The sequence below is a fragment of the Sorangium sp. So ce448 genome (genome assembly GCF_051520915.1).
GTDB classification, from domain to species: domain Bacteria; phylum Myxococcota_A; class Polyangia; order Polyangiales; family Polyangiaceae; genus Sorangium; species Sorangium cellulosum_B.
Map to the genome: position 1 here is coordinate 2,269,098 of NZ_CP150343.1, position 25,371 is coordinate 2,294,468.

Genomic DNA, 25,371 nt, shown 5'->3' on the forward strand with positions numbered 1-25,371 from the left:
CGCGTGGCGAGCGTTAACGAGACCGTTACCAGCCGTCCATCGGGTTGACGCAACGGCGCGCGTAAGGTCGACGGCGCGCCGTTCAAGCGCTCTTCCGCCGCATCGCCTCTCCGGTGCGGTTGACATGCCGAGCAGCTCATCGTAGCCCTTGATCCGGGCGTGCATCGGTGCGAAAACTCGGCCGCCTCGACTCGATATGGCTGGTTGCGCGCGGAGAGGCATCGGCCGAAGCGGCGCTCGGAAAGGTGTTCACGATGACAGGTCGAGTCGGACGGGTAGCGTCGGTTTCGTCGCTGATTCTGGCCATGGCCGCGCTGACCGCGTGCGGCGATGACCAGGAGGGCACAGGCTCATCGACCTCCAGCTCCTCCTCGAGCACCTCAAGCTCCGCAGGCTCGGGCGGCGAGGGAGGAGGCGGCAAGGGGGGAGGCGACCAGGGGGGAGGCGGCGAGGGAGGAGGCGGCGAGGGAGGAGGCGGCGAGGGAGGAGGCGGCGCGGGCGGAGGCGGCGCGGGCGGAGGCGGCGCGGGAGGGGCGCCTGCGACGCCGAGCGGCGCCACGGCCGACCTCGCGTTGCTCGAGACCACCGATCTCCATACCAACATCCTCGGCTTCGATTACTTCAAGCTGGTCGCTGAGCCATCGATCGGCCTCGAGCGCACCGCGACGCTGATCAACCAGGCGCGGGACGAGTTCGCGAACACGCTCCTGATCGATAACGGCGACACGATCCAGGGCACCGTCCTCGCCGACTATCAGGCGCTCGTCGCGCCGATCGCGTGCGGTGAGACGCTGGCCATGTACAAGGCGATGAACCACGTGGGGTTCGACGTCGGCGGGATCGGCAATCACGAATTCAACTTCGGCCTCGCCTTTCTGTCGCAGGTGACCCACACCCCGTTCGACGTCGACGGGCTCGATCTCGCTGCGTCGGCGGGCTGCGAGGGCCCTCGGTTCCCGCTGGTGAACTCCAACGTCTTCAGCCTGAAGACGAGCGAGACGCTCTTTCCGAAGACCGTCCTCGTCGAGAAGACCATCACCGCGACGGCGCCGGGCGGCGGCGCCATCGCGAGCACGGTCAAGGTCGGCTTCATCGACGTCACGCCGCCGACGATCCTGAGCTGGGACAAGAAATGGCTCGACGGCAAGGTCTTCACGAAGGGGGTGAAGGAGGTCGCGGCCCCGCTGGTGGACGATCTCCGCGCCAGGGGGGCCGAGCTGGTCGTCGCCATCATCCACGGCGGCCTCGACGACTCGCCGTACACGCCCACCCTCGAGAACCAGGCGTGGCACCTCGCCCAGGTGCCCGGCATCGACGCGATGCTCATGGGCCACTCGCACCAGATCTTCCCCAACCCGAGCAGCACCGTGGCGCAGTTCAGCCTGCCGGAGGTCGACAAGGACGCGGGCACCGTCGGCGGCCTCCCCGCGGTCATGGCGAACTTCTGGGGCCAGCACCTCGGTGTCATCAAGCTGGGGCTCACCCACGACGGAGAGGGCTGGACGGTCGACAAGGGGAAGACGGTCGTCGAGGCCCGGCCGATTGCCACGACCTGCAAGGGTGGGCTCCCCGAGGCGTGTGATGCGATGGAGCGCTGGCGCACGGGGGCGTCCTGCGCGTTCGCGACGCTCTGCGACGCGCAGCCGGACAAGACGAAGGTCCTCGTCGCGGCCGACGCCTCCTTCGCGCCGCTCCTCGACGCCGAGCACCAGGCGACGGTCGCCTACGTCAAGACGCCCATCGGCACGAGCGATTTCGCGATGTCGTCGATGTTCGCCGACGTCGGGGACGCCAGCGCGATCCAGATCGTCAATCAGGCCCAGGCGGACTACGTTGCCCGCTACATCGAGGAGAACCTGCCGCAGTATGCGTCGCTCCCCGTGCTCTCGGTGAGCGCGCCGTTCAAGTCCGGCTTTCAGGGCGGCAACGACTACACCGACGTGCCGGCGGGGAGCATCGCGATCAACAACGCGGCCGATCTCTACCTGTACGCGAACACGGTCCAGGCGGTGAAGGTCACCGGCGCGGACATCCTCGACTGGCTGGAGAGGGCCGCGACGCGCTTCAATCAGATCGATCCGAGCAAGACGGAGCCGCAGCCGCTCATCAACAGCGCGATGCCCGGATACAACTTCGACATCTTCACGGACAGCAGGATCACGTACGAGATCGACGTGACGCAGCCGCTCCCGCCGACGGGGATGAAGGCCAGCGGCCGGATCAAGAACCTCCAGTGGAACGGCGAGCCCATGGATCTGGCCGCGGGTTTCATCATCGCCACGAACAACTACCGCGCGAGCGGCGGCGGCAGCTTCCCTGGCCTCGACGGCTCGAAGACGATCTACGCCGCGCCGGACACGAACCGCGACGTGCTCATCCTGTACATCAAGAAGGTCGAGAACCTCACGCGGGCCCAGAACGGCTCTGCCCGCAGCTGGCGCTTTGCCCGGGTCACGACCACGGGCCTCGTGACCTTCACCTCGGCGCAGAACGCGCTTCCGAAGGCGGAGGCCGCCGGGCTGACCAACCTCTCGCTCGTCGCGCAGGATGACGGCAGCGGCAAGATGCTCTCGGTTTACTCCATCGACCTGAGCCGGTGAGCGTCAGGCCTGCCGTGCGGCTCGCTGTGCTGGCCGGCGGCGCCCTCGTGCTGGGCGGCGCCGCCGCCCTGTCCCTTGGAGGGCTGCGCGAGGGCGATCGTCCCGAGGCGGAAGGCCCCACGGCCGCCGCGGCGGCCTCGCCGCCGTCGCGCCCTGCGGCGCCGCCCTCGAGCGGCATGGAGGCGCGGGCGCTCGGCTTTCGCCTTCTCACGCTCGCGGATCCCGGGGAGGTCCTCGCCGGGATGGATTCACTCGCGCGGGCGGCCGAGCAGGGAGACGTCGAGGCGCAGGTCTCGCTCGGAAGGATCTACCTGAAGGGGCTCCCATCGGTCCCAAAGGACGCGGCGCGCGCCCGCGTCTGGCTGCTGCGAGCCGCCCCCTCGCAGCACCCGAGCGCCGCGTATTTCCTCGGCGTGATGAGCCAGAACGGCGATGGCGTGACGGCAGACCCTGCGGAGGCCGCGCGCTGGTTCGAGATCGCGGCGCGCGGAGGGTCGCCGGACGCGATGTTCCTGCTCGCCAATGCGTACCGCGCGGGCGCCGGCGTGCCGAGGAATGACCGAAGAGCCGTGGAGCTCTACGAGAGCGCTGGCGAGCGGGAGCACCCCGCGGCGCTCCAGGCGCTGGCGATGGCCTATCGTTATGGTGAGCTGGGGCTCGAGCCAGACGAGGCCGAGAGCCGCCGGTACACGATGGAGGCCGAGCACGCCATCCAGCACCGGCAGGCTCCTCCGTAGGCGGCAGGGCCCCGAGGAGGCGCCACCATGGCAGTGCTGGGCGGAGACGCCCCGCGCAGCCGTCAGGCGCCCCCGGGCCGTGGTCCAGGGGCCAGCGCTGCCGCTCGCGCCCCCGCTACCGCGCCGGGGTGATGGTCACCTTCAGCAGCTGGTTCGACGCAGGATACAGATAGCCGTCATCGACGTTGCGCACCTGGTCCTTGGGATCGTCGGCGCCCATCTGCGGCCCGGCCTGGCGCGGCGCTTGGTCGGGGCCCACGCCGGGCCACTGGTTGGCCTCGGTGCCCGCATCCCAGATCGTGACCTGGTCGGAGACATCGCCGCTCACCGGCTCGCCGCTCGCGTCGAACAGCGCGATCCCCGCATCGCTCGGCCCGAAGAACAGATCGTTCGATTGCCCCAGCATCGACGCGAAGCTCAGCCGCTCGCCGGGCCGCGCGGTCACCGTGAAGCTGAACTTCGCGCCGGGCAGCAGCGGCCCCGGCGCCGAGGCGTCTACGGGCGTGTTGTAGACCAGCACCGACGAGATCCCGCTCTCGCCCCCGACCTCGGTCTCCAGCGACCCCGCGAGCGTCGCCGGATTCCCGTCCTCGGCCAGCATTTCGAGGCCCTTGCCCCGGTCCGCCTCGCCCGTCTTGAACAGGGGCGCTCCGGACCCGTGCACCACCGCGACGCCCGGCGCCACCGGCGAGGTCAGCCCTGCGCGGGGAATGGCCCCCTCGTGCAGCATCATCGGGTTCCCGTCCTCGGCCTGCGCCTCCAGCCCGTTGTCGGGGTGCGCCTGCCCGACCGTGAACAGCTGGTTGTCCATCGTGTGCACCACGAAGAGCCCCGGCGACAGCGGCACGGCGGCCGGCTCCCCGCCCTCGGGCATCAGCGTCCCCATCTCCGACATGTTGGTGATCCGGATCGTGAACTCATTGCCCGGCTCCGGCGTCACCGTCACCTGGATGACCTCCTCGACCGCCGGGTAGGTATAGTCATCCTGGACCAGCCGCACTGTGTTGTCCGGGTCCGGAGCGCCCGTGTTCGCGCCGCTCTGCCGGGGCGCCTGGTTCGGCCCGGCGCCCGGCTCCTCGTTGGCCTCGGTGCCCGCGTCCCACAGCATGACCTGGTCGGTCACGTCCCCGCTCACCGGCTTGCCCGAATCGTCGTAGAGCGCGATCCCGGCGCCATCGGGCGCATAGAACAGATCGTTCGACTGCCCGAACATGGTCGTGAACGACAGCCTGTCGCCCGGCAGGGCGCCGACGCGGAATTCGAAGCTCTTCTCGGGGAAGAGCGGCCCGGGCATGCTCTCGCCCACGGGCGTGTTGAACACGCTGGCCACCCGGTAATCCCGCGCGGGCGTCACGTTCTCGAGGGTCACGTCGAAGCTCGTGGCCGCGTCCCCGCCGCCGGGCCCGCTCCCGCCTCCCCCGCCCATGCCACCGGCGCCGGTGGGTTCGCCGCCTTCGCCGTCGCCGCAGGCGGCGGCGAGGGTGAGGACGAGGGGCAGAGCCGACAGCGCGCGATTCCGAATCTTCATAAGCATCCTCCAGAAGCGGTGATTGAGATGACGCGACCTGGATCGCTTCCGCCGCGGCGGGCCGCGTGGCGCGATCGGTCCTCCGGCACACCCCTGAGATCGGAGTGACCGCGGGCCCGCATGGCGCCCGCCTCCACCAGCGATGGCTCGTGGCGCGTCGTTCGACCGTGCTACGCGACGGAGGGCGGGTCGGTTTCGCGGTTTTCGCGCGCGCCTGTTCGATCGTGCTGGGGAGGAATTTTCTAGCGCTGCCGGCGGTCGCCGGCGCGCTCGCCCAGCCGAGCGGCGCCGGTGGGACGCGCTGGTGAACCGGTTCTCACCAACATCGCAATCAGCCTGAGCGAGAGCAACGAGGCGAGCGGCGTCCCTGCCGCGACCGAGCTTCGATCGAAGATTCCTATGTCCTTGAATCGTAATTCACATGTGATGCCGAGCTGGACGTTGAGATTGAGGGAGTGGACGTCCCCGCCGAGGAAGAGATCGACGTGCGCGGTCCGGACGAGGGGCCCCTGCGGCCTGAAGGACTACACGTCTTTGTGCGTAGTATTGCCCGGAATTGGACCTGCAGCGGTGTTGTTCGCTCGCGGCCGATGGGCTCAGGCCATACGGTTTCTTGTTGCACACAGGGCTTGGCACCCGGGGCATGGTGGAGAGCTCGCGGATCGGGTGGAGCTGCTGCAGAGCGCGAGGCGATGATCGCCTGTTCTTCTCGCGGGCCCTAGGCCTGGCAGCAGAAGGTCGACGGCTCTGCCGGCAGCAGCTCGCCGGTGGGCTCGCCGCCGCTCGGGGCGCAGCCGCCGGGATCCACGGCCACGACCTCCGCCGACTTGCTGCCGAGGGCGATGCCGGGCGGCGTGACGCCGCAGAACGGCGCCCTGGAGCTGACGAGGGTCGAGGCGACCTGCTCGGCGCACGCCCCGTCGCTGTAGACCGAGGCCATGATGGTGCAGGACGCGCCCTCCAGCTCCCCGCAGCCGCACTCGGAGCAGCCGCGCCTGTCCTCGGCGCCGCCATAGAAGACGTGCCTGTCCAGGTAGGGCTCTTCGCACGTCACGTCGCCCTCGTGGAAGATGCACGTCAGGAAGCCGCCGGGCGGCGGGACTCCGGGCTGCTCCGGCGAGGGCATGCAGGTGCTCCGGTCGCCCAGGCACTCGGTGTAGGCGCCGGGCACGCAGGCGAGCGCCCGGGTCAGCCAGGGATCGAGGAGCGCCGGCGGCGGGGGCTCATCGACCCTCGGCGTGCAGGTGGCGGTGGCGGTGACCAGCACGGCGGGCGCGTCGATCGAGATCGACTTCACACACGGCTGCCCGCCGCAGTTCTGGCCCGCGGGGATGGCGTTCGCGGCGGTGCAGGCGCCGTCCCAGCCGCCGGGCGCCGCGAAGGCGGTCGCGACGCTGCCGGGGTCGCCGGAACAGGTCGTCGAGGTGTGCGCCGACCAGCCCAGCGGGAGCTGGCACGAGGCTGCGGCCGCTTCCGGCGGATCGCACAGGCAGGCCGCGCAGGCGAGCGGCGCGGGCGCCAGGTCGGCGAACCCCTCGTAGCCGACGTTCGGCGCGTCGGCGGGGCAGTCCGGCACCTGGTCCCGCGGGCCGAACCAGAGGAGCGCCGGTCCGAACCAGCCGAGCGGCGCCGGTGGGACGCAATCGCCGGCGCAGGCGGTCTCGTCGCCGCCGCCTGTCCCGCCGCTGCCGCCGGCCCCGCCGCCCCCACCTTCGCCGCCAGCCCCGCCGCCGCCTTGCTCGGGCCACGGGCAACCTGGATTGCCGTACTCCTGCGGCTGACAGGGACCGATCACGGTCGGATCTCCGGGACAGCCAGGCAAGAAGAGAGAGCCCACGAGCAGGAGGAAGGGGGTTCGCATGCCGGACAAGATACGTAGAGATGGCCCGCGCTCACAACGGGAAGCTTTCACGAGACAGTCGATTGCACTGAGCATTGAGGATTCCTTCTGAAAATTCTTATCTCGATGGCGAGGAGAGCCGGGCCTCCACGAAATCGTTCAGTACGTCGCCGTGACACCGAGTCCGAGCGCCGCGCCGACCGGAGGTGAGGACCATGTGATGGATCCAGCTGTCTCGCGCCGCTGGCTACGGCGCCGGAGCACCGCCTCCGCAACGATCGCGTTGGCCTCGGCGTATCCATGCGCGCTCCACCTGTCCGACAGGGCCCAGGCGCTGCCGAGCCGCGCTCCAACGCTGAACAGAGCGTCGTCGCGTACCGTCATGTCCCACGGATGCCGGGGTACGAACCGGACGAAGCCGACGGTCGCGACCCCGCAGCCGAACAGATGGCTGCCGCGCAGACAGCCCACACCAGCCGCCGTGAGGGCTCTCGTGCTGATGATCATGTCTTTCACCTCCTCTCCCAGGGAGACGAGCCCTCGCCCCTCCACCGCGATCGACCAGGCGGGCCGGCGAACGCCGAAGGACAACGTCAGGCCAGCCGCGGCCCCCGGCGTGGTCCCCAGGCCCAGGGTCGCGCCGAGCCCCGCTTCGAGCCGCAGCGGCTCCGTCGGGGTCGGGGCCACCTCCGGCGGTGTTGGCGCCTTCGGATGTTCGGCCGGTCGCGCTGGCTCGGGCGCGGCCCGGCGCGCCTGCGGAAGTGGCGGTGAAGGCCGTGCTGAGGGCTCGGGCGGCGGTGAGGCTTCGGAGGGCGGTGACGCCCGCTCCGGCGCGTTCAGGATCTGCGCCACGATCGCGAGGGCTGCGCCGGAGAGCAGCGCCTCGCAGCCGCGCCGGGTGCTGAACCCCTCGGCCCAGGTTGTCTCGTCCGCGTTCTCGCTCTCGCGCAGTGCCATCGAGGCCGTGAGCTCCGGCCCCGCCTGCGCGAGGGTGACCGTGAGCACCCGCGGCGCGTCGTCCTGGAACGGATCGGCGCCGAGCCCGCGTGTCACCTCCGCGCGCAGGAGCGCCGCGTCGGGGCAGGCTTCGGCGCCGGGGCCCCGCAATACCTCCAGCCGCATCGCGGCCCGCGGCAGATCCGGCGCGGCGCGCGCCGCCGCGACGCACAGCAGGACCCAGGCGGCCGTGGCCGCCGCGACGGCGGCGCGCGCCGAGCGCCCTGCGCCCCGGATCGATCCCATAGCGCGCCGGGCCTGGCGTGCGCCGAGCCCGTGTCTGGCCCAGGCGCTGCTCATCGCGACTGCGCTCCTCCCGGCGCACGCTGCTCCGGAGGAGAGAGGCGCGCCCGGGCGATCGTGCGGAGCCGCTCCCGCACGTTCTTCAGCTGGCCCCCGGGGAACCGCTGCTCGTGCACGGCGATCTGCCGGAGCGCCCCGGCGGGGTCACCGGCGGTGAGGCGCTCGCGAGCCGCGGTGAGCAGCCGCAGCTCCTCCGCGAACGGGTCATCGCGCTCGCTGGCCCGTGGCGCCGCCCGCGGAGCAGCAGGGCACGGCCGGTGGGGCGCCTCGGGCGCGGGAGCGACGGGCCCCGGCTCCAGCGCCTGCAGCGGCGGGGTCGCTGCATGGCAGGCGGTGCTCACGGGCGGCAGCTCGGGCAGCAGCGCCCCGAAACGGCGAGCCCACTGGGCCGGCGGTGACGCGATGGCGAGCTGCACCGCGATCGTGCCGGCGATGCCCGCCGCGGCCGAGCCGAGGGCGAGGCCGACACGGGCGAGCGTCCGCCGCAGGCTCGGGGCCGCCGGCGTCCCCGGCAGCGGCGCCGGAGGCACAGGCGGAGGAGGCGCAGGCGGCAGGGACGCAGGCGGTATGGGTGGAGCAAGCGGCGGGGTGGTCGGCGCTGCAGCCAGAGAAGGAGGCAGCACGGGCAGCGCCGCCTGAGACGGCGCCGGCGGTGCGCCCGGCGGCGTCGAGGCGCCCGCGCCGTCCTCGCGTGTGAGTGTTATCGCGCCCGGTAGATGCGCCTTTTGGAGCACTTTATGAGCCGACTCCTTGATGGCCATCCGGAGCCTGGAACCCCCGCCGGCGGCATCCGTATGCCCATCACTCGGGGCGCCAGCCAGCGGGCGCACGTAGGGCGGGTCAAGGGCGCGCAGCGGCGACCGGCAGGGAGCGCACCCTTGACGCGCCCGAGTACGCCCGCACCATCGCGTCCGTGGTGGGCGTGCTGCTGCGCGATGATGGCCACCATCCAGACGGACTTCATGGCCATCAATGAGCTGGCTCGGTAACACCTTGCCATCGGGCACAACAAACGCGCCATGGCCGGCAGTGACAGCTCTGCCGGGGGACGACTCTTCATGGGTCGCCGTGGAATCGGCAAATTTGCCGGGCTCGCTGTTGCCAAAATCATGAAGCTAGAGACATGGCACAATGGACGGCGTACCACCGTAACGTTCGATCGCGACACGTTTGACCAGGCGGAAGACATCGACACAATCGAAGTCGACGTGGTCACAGACGAGTGTACCGATAAGCTCAAAAGGGGCACGAAGATCACGCTACTTGGAACACGTGGGAGGTTCAACGGACCCACACCACTTCGACTCGCGCGGCAGCTGATCCACCAGTTTGGCATACGCGAAGACTTCAAGCTCTACGTAGACAACGAGCGCGTGACCGAGAATGAGATCCACGGAGACAGGCACCAGATAGACGAAGAAGTGGCTGGCGTAGGTAAGGTAACCGGGACGTTCGTCATTCTGCCGCGGTCGTCCCCGCTCCCGCCGGAGCCGGGTGTCACAGTCATGGTTCGTAGTCGCGCCGTAGGCCGGCCGGGATTCTTCGGTGCGGATCTCCAATCGGACCAGATGCGCGACATCCGCCGCATATATGGCAGAATCAACATGGACGGTCTGCGCAGTTCTATCACGCCGGACCATTCGTCGTTCTTGGAGGCGTCGCCTGAGTACGCGGCAGCCAGCGAATGGCTCAAGAGCATGATACTTCACTTCAAGTCAAAGATCGCCGACTCGGAAGTCGCCCGCCTTGAAGCGATAATACTCAGCTCCCCGGCAGTTGTGGAGCAGTTGCGACTCATGCCCGAGCATCTGCGACCCTCTGCCGAAGCATCAATCAAGAAGGCTATTCCAGTAGTAAAAGCTGCGCCGATTGATGTCGTAAAGCTAGTTGCGTCGCTTATGGCAAAGTCGTATGCTTCTCCAGAGATCATGGCCATATTGAGCAGTTTGGACAGCGCTGACCCAAAGGATGTGACCACCCTCTCTAAGGCTCTAGAGACGTGGGGCTTTGGAGAAATCGCCAGCATTGCTCAGGTTATACAAAACCGGCTAAAGGTGCTCGACAAGTTTGAGGAACTCGTTCGGGACGACAAGACCAAAGAAGTATCAGGGTTACAGAGTGTTCTGGAGCGCAACCTGTGGATTTTGGATGAGAGATACGTCTTGTTTTCTGGCAACAAGACGCTGTCGACTATCGTTGATAAGATGCTCAAGTCGATGTATGTTGGAAGACGAGCCAAAGAGCGGCCTGACATCATCGCGAAGGAGCTCATGGGCGACTACGTAGTGCTTGAGCTAAAGCGCCCAAAGCACACGGTCACCGTAAACGACGTGGCGCAGGCAAAGAGGTACAGGATGGAGCTCCGACGCGTCGTTCCGAACTTCAGGGTCATGGATGTGTACGTGGTCGGGCGCCAAATTGACGATGGGCTACGGGAGGAACTCAAAGAGTCCGACAAGAACACATACGCGCTAACCTTGAGCGAGATCGTTACCAGCGCGAGATTCAGGCTTAAGTACATTAGTGATGCGCTCAGGCCAGAGGTCGAAGAGGCGCAAAAGCATTTGGCGACTCGCGACTTTTCGATCGATGTCGGCCGTCCGCCCGCTGCGCAGGGGAATCTCTTTGATATGCGGCAGTCGCCGGCTCAGTCCGGGTCGAAGAGTGGACGGACGTCCGGGCACCGAGCCACGTAGGCGCGGCCACGCTACAGCGTGCGCCAGTTGCTCGACTTCGCCGAACAAGCTCAGCATGCACCATGCGCCTCGGACCCGGCGCAGGCGGGGGTTCTGACGGGGGCGGGGGCTCCCGCTCCGTGGGCGCCACGGGCGCAGCCGGCGCGCCGCCGACCAGCCGGAGGAACTCGCGCCCGTTCGGCAGCGCCCGGTCGGCGTTCAGTGGGCGAATTGCTGAACGGGGACGCGGGGTTACACCGTCGGGTGGATCAGTGACGGCAGACCAAGGTCGGCGCTGTCGCCCCATTTGAGCTCACCCGCGTCGCGCCACGGCTTGAGCAGCTCGCCCACCTTGCACATCGCCAGGAACAGCGCCTGGAACGGATCGGAGCCAATCGCATAGTCGAGAACCGGAGCCTTGAACGACTCCTCAATCTCGATGTCAACGATCCATTCGTTCTCTCGATGAACGGGGCTGTGCGGCCTGCTGAGCAGGATGCGAACCTTGCGCGTGAAGCTCCCATCATTCGGCGTGAAGTCCAGATGCCTTGAGGCTACCACGTTTCCGTCGTGCATGCCCGGTAGATAGGGCAGCGCTGGCGTCAGTGGAAGTTGTTCGTGCAGAAGTTCGTCCATTCCCGCCCGCCCTGATTCGCGGCGGACCAGCACTGCCTCTTGAGCCAACTTGGGCACGCGAAACGACAAAACATCTCGCGAGAACTCTGTCGCTTGCTGGCGAGCAAGCACAGCTGCTTGAGGCGCGGCTCGGCTGCCGCAGCAGCGTCTTCATCTGTCGGCTCTTCTGCCTCTTCCGGTTCCGTGATCTCGGCCACTGGCTGGACCACGCAGGACGACATGAACACGGCGGCGATGATCGTCGCGATCCTCATGGCCCTCCGCGAAAGCGAGCCGCGGGCCACGCGGCCGTGAGCGCTCGGGTGACATGAGCGCGCCCGCCACCTCGACCATTCACTGCGTATTCTAGCCTGGAATAAGCGGCGATGACGCACCGAATCGTGACAGGGATGGACGTCTGGGACGAGCCGATCGCCGGGACGCCAGGCGGCCGGCGTCCTACTCCGCGCCGTCCGGCAGGTCGCCGAACAGGCTCAACTGCACGGGCGTCCGCGGCTTCGGCCGCCACGCGAACAGATCGAGTTGACCGGCCGGCTCGACGACGGCGGGCGCAGGCTGCGGCGGCGCTGCGGGCTCGGTCGCCGCGAGGGGCGCGGCGTGCGACACCTCCACGGCCGCGACCAGTGCGTCGGGAGCGACGGGCGCCGCGGGGGGTGGCTCTGGAGCAGCGGAGGGCTCCGACGTTACGGATCCGCCCGAGACGAGGCGCAACCAGCCCCGGCCGGCCGGGAGCTCGCGGGCGGCGGTAGGCGACTCCCCTGGGCGCGGCTGCAACTTGAGCGGCTGCGGCGCGGGCGGCGGCGTCTCCTCTTCCTCGTCGAGCGCCGCCGTGACGAGTTCGGCTAGGGTCCACGGACGCTCCGCCAGACCCGCCGCAACAGTCGGCGTGGTGCCGAGCGTGCCGTGCACGCGAACCCAGTTGTAGGAGGCGATCCCCAGACCGATCGCGGCGCGGTGCCCGCGGAGCGTCTTCGAGAACGCCAAGCACAGCCGGCGCGTCCGGCCGACCGTGTGACGCGTCTGGAGATTAAAGCGCTCGACGAAAGATGTCGAGATTAGCTCATTCTTGGTGGCACCGAAGATCGGTGTCTTGGTCATGAACGGATCACGCGGCGGCTCGTATCGATGATCTGGTGAGCGCTGCGGACCACCGCGGTAGTTCTTGACGCATTGGCCGTAGTCCGCCGATCCGCGGAAGCTGGCGACCATCGCCTCGATGTACGGCTGCCAGCCGTCGCTCGTGACGTGCGGAACGACCGTGAGCCGGCCGCGGAGGTCCTTGATGAACATCTCCGTGTTCTCGCCGTCGCGCTTGCCGACGTGGAACGAGATCGCCAGCTTCGTGTTCGCGTCCAGCGCGACGTAGAGGTAGGCGTCGCCGTGCTCGGCAGGGTCCCGCGCGGTAACGCGAGCCTGTTTCTTCTGTACATACCCCCACATCTCGTCCATCTGAATCACGTGTGCCGCCAGATTGCGCACCTTCCGGTCGTGGAACCGGATGCTGCCCTCGCCCAGGCGCAGCGCTAGGGTCATCACGGTCCCCTTGTCGACGTCGACCATGCGCGCGGTGGCGCGGATCGAGTTGCCTTCCACGAGAGCGGACGCGATGCGGACACGCGTCTCCTGCGAGAGCGGTGCGGGCATGACCGGGCCTTGCCTCTCTCCCCGGGCCGGCCCATGATGCGGCTGCGACGCGCGCTCTGTGGGCCCTCCACAGGGTGTGTTGCAGCCCGTCCGTAGTGACCAGCTACGGACGGGCGCTTTCGTTAAGGCCCTTAGTCTACCACTTGAGATGTCGTCGGCCCGCTCTTGCTGAGACCGGTCGGACAGCGCATGTCCTAGCCGACGTGCACGTTTGCTGCCTGTTTGACGGCTCTTTCGCGCGATGGCGCGCAGAGCGCTGCCAGGACGCGCGGCGTCCGCTGTGACGCCACGGCGCGAGCATGCGGCCCATCCTGGAGAGCGGTGGTCGCGCCGAACGGCGACGTGGTGGGACGTCGAGGGGGAGGTCGCGCTTCGGGCGTGGCTGCGGCACCGGATCGACCGGCAGGGCGAGGACGAACCGGCTGAAGAAAATTGACCGTCCGGCCAGCCGTGGGCCTTGACAGCCGGCGCATCCTGGGTCGATGGCCAGGACCAAAACTAATCCAGATTAGTCTGGACACGGCCGCTTAGATGCCTCAGACGCTCGAGCAACACGGAAGGAGATGGCGAACCGCGGGGACTCGGGGCCGGTTGGCGGGGCCGAGTTCCATCGCGGCACCGGAATCACTATGGCAAACGCAAGCGAATCCATGGCCGATCAACTCTCGACGTACGCCCGACTCATTCGGGAGCAGGAGAAGGCATTGCACCGGCCCCTCAACAAGAAGGAAAGGATGGTGTGCGCAAAGGCCGCCGGCCTGGACCAAAGCGAGGCCCCCGGCATGGACGACGATGATGACGACTCGCCCGTGCTCGGAGGCAGTAGCGAGAACTCGGACGACTGGATCTACAGACAGCGGCGAGACTGAGCCTGCCCCATTCGATGCCCGGCGGTCGCTCTCGCGTAGGAATTGCCGCCGGGCGTTTCCCTCATTGTCGCTTCAGTAGAACGGGGTGTCCGGAATGCGCCGCGCGGGTGTCCGGGATGCGGGTGGCGCCGATGTGGTTCCGGACATCTCCAGCTGGGCAGCCCCGGGAAACCGGAGCCGGTTACGGGCAGGCAGCTGGGCAGCCCCGGGAAACCGGATCCGGTTACGGGCAGGCAGCTGAGCAGCCCTCGCGCAACCGGACTGCCCGAGCCTGTAACTTTCCACTATCCAGGTCCCGTCCACCGCCCGTCCCGCGGGACGCCAGGCGCGCGAGACGACGATAGGGCAGCCCTCCTCGACTCGCAGGCATGGATGCCCTTGAGCAAGATTACGACGTTGAGGGGCACGCGCTCTGCAAATCATCCGGCTGATGAATTGACACGAAAGCGAGCATGATTACCCCTGCCGGAACGTCCGGCGTGCGCTGGGCGTTCACATCACATCCAGCGTGGGGGGTAGGGGGCATGGCATATCCATTCTTTCGCCGCTCCGCGACGGACATCAACGAGAGGTAATCCCCTCATGGCCAGACCGTTCTCGAACAAGAAAAAGGCAGCTCCCAAGAAGCCCGCGACCCCGCTCCAGGCGGCGAAGGCGTTCGACAACGCCCTCCGCGAGATCGAGGCGCTGAGCGCGGATCGGCTCATCACCATCAACCTCGATATCCCGCGCGTCGTCTCCCAGGTGCTTGGCGTGCTGCCCGGCCTCCTCGCGCTGCGACCCGCCGTCGCCGAGCACCTCCACAAGCATGATGTCGCGCTGCTCGACAGGCTCGAGACCTACGCGCTCGCCGCGTGGTACGCGCACCTCCTGTGGCTGTCCAGCGAAGGCGCGGAGAACGCGCTGAAGCCGCTCCTCGAAGAGGCCGTCCCGCTCCGCGAAAACCTGCTGAGCGACGCCGAGGCGCTGGCCCGCCGCGGCCTGCTCGACGCGGAGACGGTCGCGGAGATCCGCGCAGGGCAGGGGCACATCGATACGGCCAACGATCTCGTGGCGCTCTCGGCGCTGTTCAGCGGGAGCTGGCCGGAGATCGCCGGAAAGACGGCGGCGACCGAGGAGGAGGTGCGCCGCGCCGGAGAGATCGGGCCGCAGCTCCTCGCCGCCCTCGGCGTGAGGGAGCACGGCAAGGGGCCTGGGCCCACCGAGGCGGCGGACAAGCGAGCGCGCGCGTTTTCGCTGCTCGTGCACGCCTACGATCAGACACGCAGGGCCGTCGCCTACCTCCGCTGGAACGAGGGTGACGCCGACGCGATCGCGCCGTCGCTGTACAAGGGCCGCGGCGGTCGCTCCGCGTCGTCGAGCGATACCGCCGCAGCCCCGGAGGACGCCGCCACGGCTGGTCCGACGGCGCCGGCATCGCCGGGCGCCGCGCCTCCGGTGGTGCCGCGAAGCCCGGCTGCACCGGCGCCGCCCGGCGCTGCGCCGCCCGGCGCGGTGGCGCCCGGCCCAGCACCCAACGGCGTGCCGCCCCTCCTCGCCTAGCTCTGCGGTCGAGCCCAGCCAGAGCGCCGCGAACCCGCGCCGATATGCGCACGGGCGCAGGCGCCGCGCCGTGGTCCGCAGCCATGGCCCGCAGGTGAACGAAGCCGCTGTGGCCCGCGTGATAGCAGGCCACAGCGGCGAGCGCGAGCGTCACCGCGCGGTCGCCAGGTCCGGCAGTCGGGGCTTGACGATTCAGAAACGTTTGGATTTTCTCCCACGACACCGCCGCCGCCCTCATGTACAGCTCCGGAGCAGCGAAGGAGGCCGCCGTCGCGGCGGGCGGCAAAAAGCTGGAGCGCGGATGAGCACGCCGGGGCCAACGAAGACGAACCATTCAAACGAACGGAGAGATCCATGATCGGCTATGTCACGCTGGGCACGAACCATCTGGAGCGTGCCGCCCGTTTCTACGACGCCCTGCTGGGCGAGCTGGGCGCGACGCGGCTCATGCAATCCGAGCGGATGATCATCTGGGCGGTGAAGCCGAACGCGCCCGCGCTCGGCGTCGCCCTGCCCTTTGACGGCCAGCCGGCCACGGTCGGCAACGGCGTGATGGTCGCGCTCGCCGTCGATAGCCCAGCCAAGGTGGACGCGCTCCACAAGAAGGCCGTGGAGCTGGGCGGCAAGGACGAGGGCGCGCCGGGGCCGCGCGGACAGGGCTTCTACGGAGGGTATTTCCGCGACCTGGACGGCAACAAGCTCAACTTCTTCACCATGGTGCGCTGAGCTCCGAGGCGCCGCGCCAGTTGACGACCCCGAACCGGAAGGTGAGGGCTTGCCCAAGCTCAGTTAAGCCGAGCTCGCAAGAGGCGAGGCACTCGTCCTCCTTGAGAAGTTGTTCGATGCGCCGTTGCAACGGGTTGTTAGCCACGTCGCGCGCCATGGTCGAGGCCCTTGAGCCAGTAACGCACTGTAGCAGTTTGCACGCGATCGACCATGTCGCAACGATCGATTTCGTCGAGGCTCTCGACGATCGCCTTCGACCCGAAGACGTCGGCAAGGTACCAGGGGAGCTGCTCTACTGACCGGTTCCACTTGGGCAAAACACTGCGCAGCAGGTCTGTGAGCGGACCCGAGCACGGTGGGCGGAGCCGCTCGAGCAACTCTCCCGCGTACTGCTGCGCGAGGTACGCATTGGCTGGCGGCGCAACGAATGCTCGGAGTAGCACGTGCGAGCGGTCATCGGGAGGAAGGCGAGCGACCAGCCGCTCGAGATGCTGGAGCTCCTGCGGGTTCACTCTCGGCCATCGATCGGCTGCGCGGTACAACCGAGCAAGCACCTCGGCCACCTTGTCCGCTGCGCCCGTCGGCTCCTGCTCGATTCGTTCATGATCGCGACGGCCCACGGTTCACCCCTCCCGCGACGTTCGAAGACCTCAACGGAATTGAAGCGGTCCTTGCACCGGGAGCCACGTGGTCCGCGGGGTGTCTCTCCTCCATGCAGCCTGGCGTAGCCGGCACGCCAGCGCGGGGCGCGCTCGTCCGAGCCTCTCGATCACCGAGCGAGCCAGGCGCTGACAGGGGCGATGACGCGCTCGCTGAACGCGTTCTTGTCCAGCGCAGCGCCGAGATCGACGCGGAGATAGCGGTAGGTGCACGGGCGCCCGCCGGCGTCGAGCTCGTGATCGTTTCCGTCGTAGATGGTGTCCTCCTGTTCGCTCAAGGACGACCAGATCTGGTTCCACGGCAGGTTCCGAACGGAGGAGCGCATCAGGCTGATCTGCAGCTCGGAGCCCGCCGCGCTCGCGCCGCCGAAGCGCGTCGGATCCGGCTCCCCACCGCCGTCGCGCGTGAAGCCCGTGTCCGACACCACGTCGACGACCACGCTCCGCGAGGTGCTGGCCGATGACTGCCAGACGAGCTGGAGGCGATACGCAGGCAGGAAATCCCAGGCCCAGTACTTGCGGCGAAAGAACTCGGTGGTCGATTTCGGGTGACGCGAGAACAGGGACGGGTCCCAGCGCTCGAACGCGAGCCCGATGCCCGCGAGCGCGTCGGACAGCTCTGCCAGCCGATCGAAGACGCGGCGCTGATACTGTTGGACGAGCCGATAGCTCTGCCTCACAAGGGCCATGTCCATGCCGCCGTCCCCCGCGGTCGTCTCGAGACTTCGAGGCGTCGCGGCGGCGGCGGCGCGCGGGGCGGGCGCCGCCTCGGTGATGAGTGAGCGGTGTGCGACCCGGGTGACGGGAGGGACCATCACCTCGACCTCGTCGGCGAGGAACGGGAGGGGCCCAGCGGGGGCCGGGGACGGTGCGGACGCCGCCTCGAGGCGCGCGGTGGGCCGGGGGGCGCCCGCCATGAGCGGCGGCGGCGTGGTGGGCTCCCGGTTCCCGGCGGTCCCGAGCGCGTTCACCAGCGCGACCAGGGGATCACCGAACTCCTCGAACGGCAGGAACTCGATGCAGCTCAGGTCCTTCAGGCGCCGCTGGGTGTCGCGCAGCTCGCGCGCCCGGACGAGCATGTAGTGCGGCCCCGCGGCGCCGCCGAAGGCCTCCTGGACCCACGCGATCTGGTTGCCGAACATCGCGTCGTCGAGGCTGAAGCCGACGAACAGGAACGTGCGCGCTGCAAGCAGGTGCCGCAGCGCCTGCAGCGCGCCGCGGTAGCGCACCTCGTCCTCCTGGCTCGGGTACAGCTCGCGGTAGCCGTCCGGCGTCAGGATCAGCCGCTGCGGCTGCTGGATGAAGCCGTGCAGGTGCCAGACCGTCGGGCGATCGATCTCGTCGCGCAGCATGGCGGACAGCTCCGCCGTCGCGTCGACGCTGATCTGCACGAGATCATTGGGATCGTCGAGGGCGTAACGGAGGATCTGATCGTAGTTGGTCGTGATCACCAGCCTGCTCGGCAGCTGCCAGACGGCGCGCGCGAGCGACAGAGATCCGGTGTCGATGCGATTGCCCGGCGGATCCAGCACCTGGCGGAGGTAGCGGTACCAGCCCGCCCCCATGCCCTCGCGCGCGTACCGGGCCGCCTCGAAGTAGTCGGGCGCCCGCTTCTCCAGCAGCCCTTCCACGACGTTGGCCTCGGGCCGCTTGCCGTCCTCGCGGAGGCGCGCGGCTGCCCCGAGGAGCAGGTCTCCCCAGCTGGGGAACATCCGCTTCCCGTTCCGGTCCAGCGCTGCCATGGATACGCCGGCGCCGACGAAGGGCACGACGAACCGGTCGCGCAGCGCGTCCTCGAGGGTCTTGGGAATCGCGATCACGGCGCGCGATGTTGCCGGTTCCGGCCCCGCGCGACAAGGGATCCTTCTGTCCGCCCACGTCTTCGACGTGCCACAGGGCATCTCCATGCGAACGCATGGCTGCCGCGCTGAGCCGGCTTGCGGTCGGCCGGCCGAGGCGCATATCCTCTGCGGCAGAGGGACGGCGTGATGCAAGCTCAGGACGCATGGCGAGAATCGAGCGGGCAAGCGTGGGTGAAGCTGCAGGCGCAAACTGACGCGCAGCTGGAGCCTCTCGGGCGCCCGGCGCTGGATCGCTTGCAGCTCGAGGCGGGCGAGCGGGTGCTCGACGTGGGTTGTGGCGCGGGCCAGAGCTGCATCGAGCTCGCGGTCCGCGTGGGAGCGACGGGGACGGTCGTCGGGGTCGACATATCGGAGCCGATGGTGACGGCTGCGCGCGGGCGCGTCGCGCAAGCGGGCCTCGACAACGTCGAGATCATCCTGGGAGACGCCGCACGTCAGACCTTCGAGGTGCCGTTCGATGCCATCTACTCACGCTTCGGCGTGATGTTCTTTCCAGATGCCGTCGCGGCTTTCCGCGAGATGCGTGAGAGCCTGCGACCGAGCGGGCGCCTGGCTTTCGTGTGCTGGCAAGAGCTGGAGCGCAATGACTGGGCTCACGTGCCGCTCATGGCGGCGCGCAGCGTCGCGCCCGATCATCCGATGCCCGCGCTGCTGCAACCGGGCCAGCCTGGGCCGTTTTACTTTTCCGCTCCCGCGTTCGTTCAGCAGGTGCTCGGCGCTGCGGGTTTCAAGCGCGTGAACATCGAACCCCGCGAGACGAGGATTCAACTGGGAGCGGCGCGAGACATCGCCGAGGCAGTGGAGTACTCGATGCAAATCGGGCCATCGGCCCGTTTCATGGCGGACACGGACCCCTCGCTCAAGCCCGCGTTCGAGCGGGCGCTGAGCGAAGCCTTTCGCCCCTTTGCAAGCAGCACGGGCGTCTGGATGGCGGCGCGCAGCTTGGTAGTCACCGCGTCTTCGTCTTGAGCAGATCAAGCCCGAGGCGCCGCCCGGAGGCCGGCCGCCGACGGTGTTCCCTGGGCATCGCGCGGCGGAATCCGTTATCTTGGCCCCCGTGGGGGATCCATGACGCGGTCGTTATCGAGAGGGGCAATGGGATGAGCACCGAGGCCACCACGGAACCGCCGCCTTCGGTGGACAGCGGACGACGCACGCATCTCGCCTGCGGGCGATGGGTCGAGGCAGAGGCGATCTCCGATGGACCTGCCCTTCTGGCTTGAGATCGAGCTCGAGCTCCACGGCGCCGAGCTGCGGCTCGCCGCCCGCGGCAGCCGTGGGGAGCGCCTGCCGTCCCGGTCGCTGGGCTCGGAGATCACCCTGGAGCGGCTCACGGCGTTCACGAAGAGCGTCGGGCACGCGGTGAGCAACGGCCAGCCCCTCGGCGCGCCGGCGTTGAGCGAGGCACGGGCGCTCCACGCGGCGGTCTTCCAGGGCGAGCTCCGGGACGTCGCCGCTCGGCTGATCGAGGCCGCGAAGGACCGACCGCTCCTCCAGCGATTGCTGCTGTGTGATCCCGTCCTGCAGGCGTTCCCCTGGGAAGCGCTCTGCCAGGCCGACACCAGCGAGGGCTTCTGGGGCAGCTCCCCTCGGGTCCTGCTCGCCCGGAGCGTGGCCATCGCCGGCCCGTGGGAGCCGCGCGAGGTGGCCGGGGCGGTGCGCGTTCTCGCGATCGTGCCGTCGGGGGAGGGGAGCGCCCTGCGGATCCTGAAGGAGGCGCTCTCCGACCAGATCGAGGCTGGCGAGATCGAGTGGCTGGATCCGATCACCGGCCCTCGTGCGGGTCAGCGTTTCCTGTTCGAGCAGCTCCGCCGCAGCAAGAGCCCGCACATCGTCCATTTCCTCGGGCACGGCACCGTCGCCCCGGATGGCCGGCCGATGCTCCGGCTCGCCGACGAGGACGGCGAGGAGGCCCGGATCTCCGCCGGGTCGCTGGCGCAGGAGCTCTCGGCGAGCTTCGGCGAGGACCTCCGGCTGGTGGTGCTGGAGGCGTGCGAGGGCGCCGCGCCCGGGGCCTTTGGCAGCGCGGCGGAGATCCTGGCGCGGGCGGGAGCGGATGCGGTCGTGGCGCACCTCTGGCCGGTCGAGGCCGGCATGGCTCGGCTGTGCTCGAAGGAGTTCTATCGAACGCTCACCGGATCGGGGCGCGCGCACGGCGACGTGGCGGCGAGCCTCGCTTCCGCGCGGCGGACGATGCTCTTGCAGAGCGCGGAGGGGTTCTCCCCGGTGCTCACCTTGCGCGGCCCGGGCGCGACGATCTTCGATTTCGAGCGCCGCAAGGTATCGCCTCCCGTAGCGCGGCGCGCGCTCTCGGGCCGCGCGAGGAGCCTGGCGCCTGCGCTCCAGGGCCTCCTGGAGCGGCCGTTCTCGATGGTGCTCGGCGACCACGGCCAGGACAACAAGTCGGAGTTCCGGCGCGAGCTCCAGCGGTTCCTCGCCGAGAGCGGCGACCCCGGGGGAGACGCGCTGTCGCTCTCCGCGCTCACCCAGCGCTGCGCGCTGCGCTTCGGCCAGGAGAAGCTCTACGAGGTGTTCCAGGACGCGCTCCACGGCAAGCTGGACGCGCACACGCCGCCGCTCGTGGCGTCGCTGGGGCGGCTCTTGCGGCCGGGCGTGCACGTGACGTTGTTATGGCTGCCGTTGCTCGAGCGGGCCATCGCCGAGCACCAGCCGGATCGCACGGTGTACGTGATCCAGCCGTCGCTCCTCGACACGGTGGGCAAGCCGCGGGTGGTGAAGCGCGCCGGCGGCGCGAAGGCGTGGACGAAGCTGGCGGGCCTGCCGAACCGCTTCGATCGCGAGAGTGATCTCGTGGTGCTGCGTCTCTACGGCGGCTACCTGCCGGAGCCGCGGCCGGTCTTCACGAGCGCGATGCTCACGGAGGATCAGCACATCCACGGCCTGATTGGCGTGGAGGGTTTCCGCCCTCCCGAGTGGGCGGATGGCCTGATGGGCTGGCTGCGCAATCAACCGGGCCTGTTCGTGGGCCTCTCGGTGCTGGAGTGGCGGCACCGGATGCTCCTGCGCTGGCTCTATGACCAGCGGCCCGCGCCGAAAGGCAGCCTGTCGCTGCTGAACACCCGGGTCGACCCGGCCGAGCAGGAGATCTGGGAGAGCGGCGGAGGCCTGCCAGGAACGGGGCGAATCGCCGCGTTGCGAGAGGAGCCGGACGAGCTTTCGGCGGCGCTCGCCGCGGTTGCGCTGCCCGAGGCGACGACCCGATGAGCCAGAACCCCTTTCCAGGGCCGCAGCCCTACCGCGCGAGCGAGCGAGAGCGCTTCTTCGGCCGCGAGGACATGACCGAGAGGCTCTCCGGCAGCATCCTGGCCCATCGCTGCGTCACGGTCTTCGGGCCTTCGGGGGCAGGCAAGTCCTCGCTGATGCAGGCGGGCGTGATCCCCGGGCTGGAGGCGTCGCACGAGGCGCGGGCGGTGCGCGTCGACACGTGGCCTGAAGGCGAGCGTCCGGTCGAATGGATGGCTGACGCGATGTATGCCGCGCTCAAGCTGGGGGAGCGGCCGCGGGAGACGGCGCCGGACGAGGCGGTCCTGCTGGCGGCGCAGCGGGCGGCGCGGCGGTCGGAGCGGCCCATCCTGATCTACCTGGACCAGATCGAGCAACTCCTCTTTCCCGGCCGGGATCCGGCGGAGCTCGAGGCGCTCGCCGAGTGCATCGATCGGCTGGCGGATCAGCCATTGCGCGGTCTGAAGCTGGTGCTCTCGTTGCGGGAGGACTACCTGGGACGCTTCCGGGATCGGCTCCGGGGCCGCCGCAAGCTGCTCGACAACGGGTTTCGGGTCGGGCCGCTCTCGGTGAGCGAGATGGTCGGTGCGGTCTGCCGTGCAGCGGAGGAGCAACGGTGGTCCGAGCGGCAGATTCACGCGCTGATGCTCGAGGTGAGGGCGCCTGGTTCATCGGCGTCGGACGAGGCGGAGGTGCAGGCCGTCTATGCCCAGATCGTGTGTCGGGTGCTCTGGGACGAGCGGGCCGCGGGGAAAGGGCACGAGCCTGGTGTGGTCGAGGCCGAGGCCATCCTCCGCCGGTACCTGGAGGCGACTGAGGAGGGGCTGGGCCCGCTGAAGGACGCGGGCCGTCGCCTCCTGGAAGAGCACCTGATCGATCCGGCGGGCAACCGGAAGCCGCTGACGGAGAAGGCGGCGCGCCTCGTGCTGCCGGCCGGGGACGCGACCGAGGTGCTGGAGCGGCTGGAGCGGGCCGGTGTGCTGCGCGCGGAGGAGCGCCAGGGGAATCGGCTGTTCGAGCTCGGGCACGACTGGCTCGCCAAGAAGGTCTTCGAGCGGAGGCAGGCTCGGGAGGAAGAGCAGAGGCTCGCCAGAGAGCGTGCGAAGAGGCGGAGGCTCGTGGCCATCGCGGCGGCGCTGGGGGTGGCGGCGGCGGTGATGGTGGCTGTCGTCATCTGGGCCCTCGGACAGCGGGACGCCGCGCTGAAGGCCGAGGGCGCCGCGCGAGAGGCTCAGCAAGAGGCTGCTGCGCAGGCTGCGCGGGCACGTGCGGCTTCGTTGATGGCTGGCGCTCGGGAGCTTCTCGCGACAGGTCAACGTGCTTCGGCGGTCAGGCTGCTCCTCGAGGTCGAGAAACCGCAAAGAATACGGGGATGGCCCGAGTTGACGCGTGAGGTTCTTGCCCCGGGTCTACTCATGGCGACGATGCGAGGCCATCAGGGCCCATTGAGTGACTGTGCGTTCAGCCCCGACGGCCGTCGCATCGTCACCGCCTCGGTGGACGAGACCGCGCGGGTGTGGAACGCGGACGGGTCCGGCAGCCCGGTCGTCCTCCGGGGTCATGAAGACGCGGTCAGGTCCGCGGCGTTCAGCCCCGACGGCCAGCGGGTCGTCACCGCGTCGGACGACAAGACCGTGCGGGTGTGGAATGCGGACGGGTCCGGCAGCCCCGTCGTGCTCCGGGGCCATGAAGGCTGGGTCAGTTCCGCGGCGTTCAGTCCTGACGGCCGTCGCGTCGTGGCCGCCTCGCACGACAAGACCGCGCGGGTGTGGAGCGCGGACGGGTCCGGCAGCCCCATCGTCCTCCGCGGCCATGTAGGCCTGGTCATGTCCGCGGCGTTCAGCCCCGACGGCCGTCACGTCGTCACCGTGTCGCACGACAAGACCGTGCGGGTGTGGAATGCGGACGGGTCCGGCAGCCCCCTCGTCCTCCGGGGTCATGAAGACGTGGTCAGGTCCGCGGCGTTCAGCCCCGACGGCCGTCGCATCGTCACCGCTTCGGTGGACGAGACCGCGCGGGTGTGGAACGCGGACGGGTCCGGCAGCCCCGTCGTCCTCCGGGGCCATGAAAGCTGGGTCGGGTCCGCGGCGTTCAGCCCCGACGGTCGTCGCGTCGTCACCGTGTCGCACGACAAGACCGTGCGGGTGTGGAATGCGGACGGGTCCGGCAGCCCCGTCGTCCTCCGGGGCCATGAAGGCTGGGTCAGTTCCGCGGCGTTCAGCCCCGACGGCCAGCGGGTCATCACCGCGTCGGACAACACCGCGCGGGTGTGGAACGCGGACGGGTCCGGCAGCCCCGTCGTGCTCCGGGGCCATGAAGGCTGGGTCAGTTCCGCGGCGTTCAGCCCCGACGGCCGTCGCGTCGTCACCGCCTCGGTGGACGAGACCGCGCGGGTGTGGAACGCGGACGGGTTCGGCAGCTCCGTCGTGCTCCGGGGCCATGAAGGCGAGGTCATGTCCGCGGCGTTCAGCCCCGACGGCCGTCGCATCGTCACCGCCTCGGTGGACGAGACCGCGCGGGTGTGGAATGAAGACGGGTCCGGCAGCACCGTCGTGCTCCGGGGTCATGAAGACGCGGTCATGTTCGCGGCGTTCAGCCCCGACGGCCAGCGGGTCGTCACCGCGTCGGACGACAAGACCGCGCGGGTGTGGAACGCGGACGGGTCCGGCAGCCTCGTCGTGCTCCGGAACCATGAAGGCTGGGTCATGTCCGCGGCGTTCAGCCCCGACGGCCAGCGGGTCGTCACCGCGTCGGAAGACAAGACCGCGCGGGTGTGGAACGCGGACGGGTCCGGCAGCCCCGTCGTGCTCCGGGGCCATGAAGGCTGGGTCATGTCCGCGGCGTTCAGCCCCGACGGCCGTCGCGTCGTCACCGCTTCGGGCGACAACACCGCGCGGGTGTGGAACGCGGACGGGTCCGGCAGCCCCGTCGTCCTTCGGGGCCACGAAGGCTGGGTCATGTTCGCGGCGTTCAGCTCCGACGGCCAGCGGGTCGTCACCGCCTCGGTGGACGAGACCGCGCGGGTGTGGAACGCGGACGGGCCCGGCAGCCCTGTCGTGCTCCGGGGCCACGAAGGCTGGGTCTATTCCGCGGCGTTCGGCCCCGACGGCCAGCGGGTCGTCACCGCCTCGAGGGACACAACCGCGCGGGTGTGGAACGCGGACGGTTCCGGCAGCCCTGTCGTGCTCCGGGGCCACGAAGGCTGGGTCTATTCCGCGGCGTTCAGCCCCGACGGCCAGCGGGTCGTTACCGCTTCGAAGGATCAGACCGCGCGGGTGTGGCCCCTGCCTATCTCTGCGCTCCGGCAGAGTCTTCATGGAGCCACTGCCGATTGCCTCGACCCCGACATGCGCCGGACCTACCTCGACGAGAGCGACGACGACGCTCACAAGGGCTATGAGGCATGCGAGCGCTCCTATGGCCGGACACCCTTCTATCCCGACACCAACACGCCTTGACCCGCTACGCGTTGCTGCGGCAGGAGCCTTGCTATCGTAGCGCTGGCCGCTTG

General features: G+C 69.2%; 17 protein-coding genes and 3 pseudogenes. 10 read left to right on the forward strand and 10 right to left on the reverse strand.

The genetic code is table 11. The annotated features are described in order from the left end of the window. Positions 1-305: 305 nt before the first annotated feature. Both WMF45_RS08705 and WMF45_RS08710 read left to right on the forward strand, forming a co-directional pair. Positions 306-2,600, forward strand: a complete 2,295-nt coding sequence (locus WMF45_RS08705) for a 5'-nucleotidase C-terminal domain-containing protein (RefSeq protein ID WP_437716477.1) — start codon at positions 306-308, stop codon at positions 2,598-2,600. Next, positions 2,597-3,337, forward strand: coding sequence for a tetratricopeptide repeat protein (locus WMF45_RS08710; protein WP_437716478.1), 741 nt, complete (start codon positions 2,597-2,599; stop codon positions 3,335-3,337). Before WMF45_RS08705 ends, WMF45_RS08710 begins: the two co-directional genes overlap by 4 nt. Positions 3,338-3,452: 115 nt before the next feature. Here the strand turns inward: WMF45_RS08710 and WMF45_RS08715 are convergent, their stop codons facing one another. The 4 genes from WMF45_RS08715 to WMF45_RS08730 form a co-directional block, all read right to left on the reverse strand. Then, positions 3,453-4,865 carry a spondin domain-containing protein gene (locus WMF45_RS08715; protein ID WP_437716479.1) on the reverse strand — a complete coding sequence of 471 codons (1,413 nt, stop codon included), beginning with the start codon at positions 4,863-4,865 and terminating at the stop codon, positions 3,453-3,455. A 718-nt stretch (positions 4,866-5,583) separates the two neighbouring features. Then, entirely contained in the window at positions 5,584-6,726 is a 1,143-nt protein-coding gene (locus WMF45_RS08720; protein ID WP_437716480.1) for a hypothetical protein, read from the reverse strand. Positions 6,727-6,864: 138 nt separating this feature from the next. Further along, entirely contained in the window at positions 6,865-7,947 is a 1,083-nt protein-coding gene (locus tag WMF45_RS08725; protein ID WP_437716481.1) for a hypothetical protein, read from the reverse strand. Between the two features lie 50 nt (positions 7,948-7,997). Further along, entirely contained in the window at positions 7,998-8,534 is a 537-nt protein-coding gene (locus WMF45_RS08730) for a hypothetical protein (protein ID WP_437716482.1), read from the reverse strand. A 489-nt stretch (positions 8,535-9,023) separates the two neighbouring features. Between WMF45_RS08730 and WMF45_RS08735 the strand changes: the two genes are divergently transcribed. Further along, the gene (locus tag WMF45_RS08735; protein WP_437716483.1) at positions 9,024-10,700 is read left to right on the forward strand and encodes an ATP-binding protein; all 1,677 of its coding nucleotides are present in this window, start codon (positions 9,024-9,026) and stop codon (positions 10,698-10,700) included. Between the two features lie 37 nt (positions 10,701-10,737). On the opposite strand, the pseudogene WMF45_RS08740 reads toward WMF45_RS08735, so the two are convergent. The 4 genes and pseudogenes from WMF45_RS08740 to WMF45_RS08755 all read right to left on the reverse strand — a co-directional run. Then, positions 10,738-10,953, reverse strand: a pseudogene (locus WMF45_RS08740) (hypothetical protein); the annotation flags it as partial. Continuing rightward, a complete protein-coding gene (locus tag WMF45_RS08745) occupies positions 10,932-11,315 on the reverse strand; it encodes a DUF6968 family protein (RefSeq protein WP_437716484.1) in 384 nt (127 codons plus the stop codon). The gene WMF45_RS08745 and the pseudogene WMF45_RS08740, both read right to left, overlap by 22 nt. Beyond that, the gene (locus WMF45_RS08750) at positions 11,282-11,569 is read right to left on the reverse strand and encodes a hypothetical protein (protein WP_437716485.1); all 288 of its coding nucleotides are present in this window, start codon (positions 11,567-11,569) and stop codon (positions 11,282-11,284) included. The genes WMF45_RS08745 and WMF45_RS08750 overlap by 34 nt, the downstream gene beginning before the upstream one ends. A gap of 184 nt (positions 11,570-11,753) precedes the next feature. Beyond that, positions 11,754-12,959 carry an IS1 family transposase gene (locus WMF45_RS08755; protein WP_437716486.1) on the reverse strand — a complete coding sequence of 402 codons (1,206 nt, stop codon included), beginning with the start codon at positions 12,957-12,959 and terminating at the stop codon, positions 11,754-11,756. A gap of 650 nt (positions 12,960-13,609) precedes the next feature. Between WMF45_RS08755 and WMF45_RS08760 the strand changes: the two genes are divergently transcribed. The 3 genes from WMF45_RS08760 (at position 13,610) to WMF45_RS08770 (ending at position 16,096) form a co-directional block, all read left to right on the forward strand. Then, the gene (locus tag WMF45_RS08760) at positions 13,610-13,828 is read left to right on the forward strand and encodes a hypothetical protein (RefSeq protein WP_437716487.1); all 219 of its coding nucleotides are present in this window, start codon (positions 13,610-13,612) and stop codon (positions 13,826-13,828) included. A 582-nt stretch (positions 13,829-14,410) separates the two neighbouring features. Beyond that, positions 14,411-15,370: a hypothetical protein gene (locus WMF45_RS08765; protein WP_437716488.1), complete on the forward strand. Its 960-nt coding sequence runs from the start codon at positions 14,411-14,413 to the stop codon at positions 15,368-15,370. Between the two features lie 354 nt (positions 15,371-15,724). Beyond that, positions 15,725-16,096, forward strand: coding sequence for a VOC family protein (locus WMF45_RS08770; RefSeq protein ID WP_437716489.1), 372 nt, complete (start codon positions 15,725-15,727; stop codon positions 16,094-16,096). 137 nt (positions 16,097-16,233) lie between these two features. Here the strand turns inward: WMF45_RS08770 and WMF45_RS08775 are convergent, their stop codons facing one another. After that, positions 16,234-16,716, reverse strand: a complete 483-nt coding sequence (locus tag WMF45_RS08775; RefSeq protein WP_437716490.1) for a hypothetical protein — start codon at positions 16,714-16,716, stop codon at positions 16,234-16,236. 149 nt (positions 16,717-16,865) lie between these two features. Beyond that, on the reverse strand, positions 16,866-18,575 hold the full coding sequence (locus WMF45_RS08780) for an SIR2 family NAD-dependent protein deacylase (RefSeq protein ID WP_437716491.1): 1,710 nt from the start codon (positions 18,573-18,575) through the stop codon (positions 16,866-16,868). A 168-nt stretch (positions 18,576-18,743) separates the two neighbouring features. On the opposite strand from WMF45_RS08780, the gene WMF45_RS08785 reads away from it, so the two are divergent. From WMF45_RS08785 to WMF45_RS08800, 4 genes and pseudogenes are all read left to right on the forward strand, one after another. Beyond that, a complete protein-coding gene (locus WMF45_RS08785; protein WP_437716492.1) occupies positions 18,744-19,586 on the forward strand; it encodes a class I SAM-dependent methyltransferase in 843 nt (280 codons plus the stop codon). Between the two features lie 231 nt (positions 19,587-19,817). After that, entirely contained in the window at positions 19,818-21,842 is a 2,025-nt protein-coding gene (locus WMF45_RS08790) for a CHAT domain-containing protein (RefSeq protein ID WP_437716493.1), read from the forward strand. Continuing rightward, positions 21,839-22,891 (forward strand): annotated as a pseudogene (locus WMF45_RS08795) (nSTAND1 domain-containing NTPase); the annotation flags it as partial. The gene WMF45_RS08790 and the pseudogene WMF45_RS08795, both read left to right, overlap by 4 nt. Before the next feature lie 393 nt (positions 22,892-23,284). Continuing rightward, a pseudogene (locus tag WMF45_RS08800) lies at positions 23,285-25,318 on the forward strand (WD40 repeat domain-containing protein); the annotation flags it as partial. Positions 25,319-25,371 lie beyond the last annotated feature (53 nt).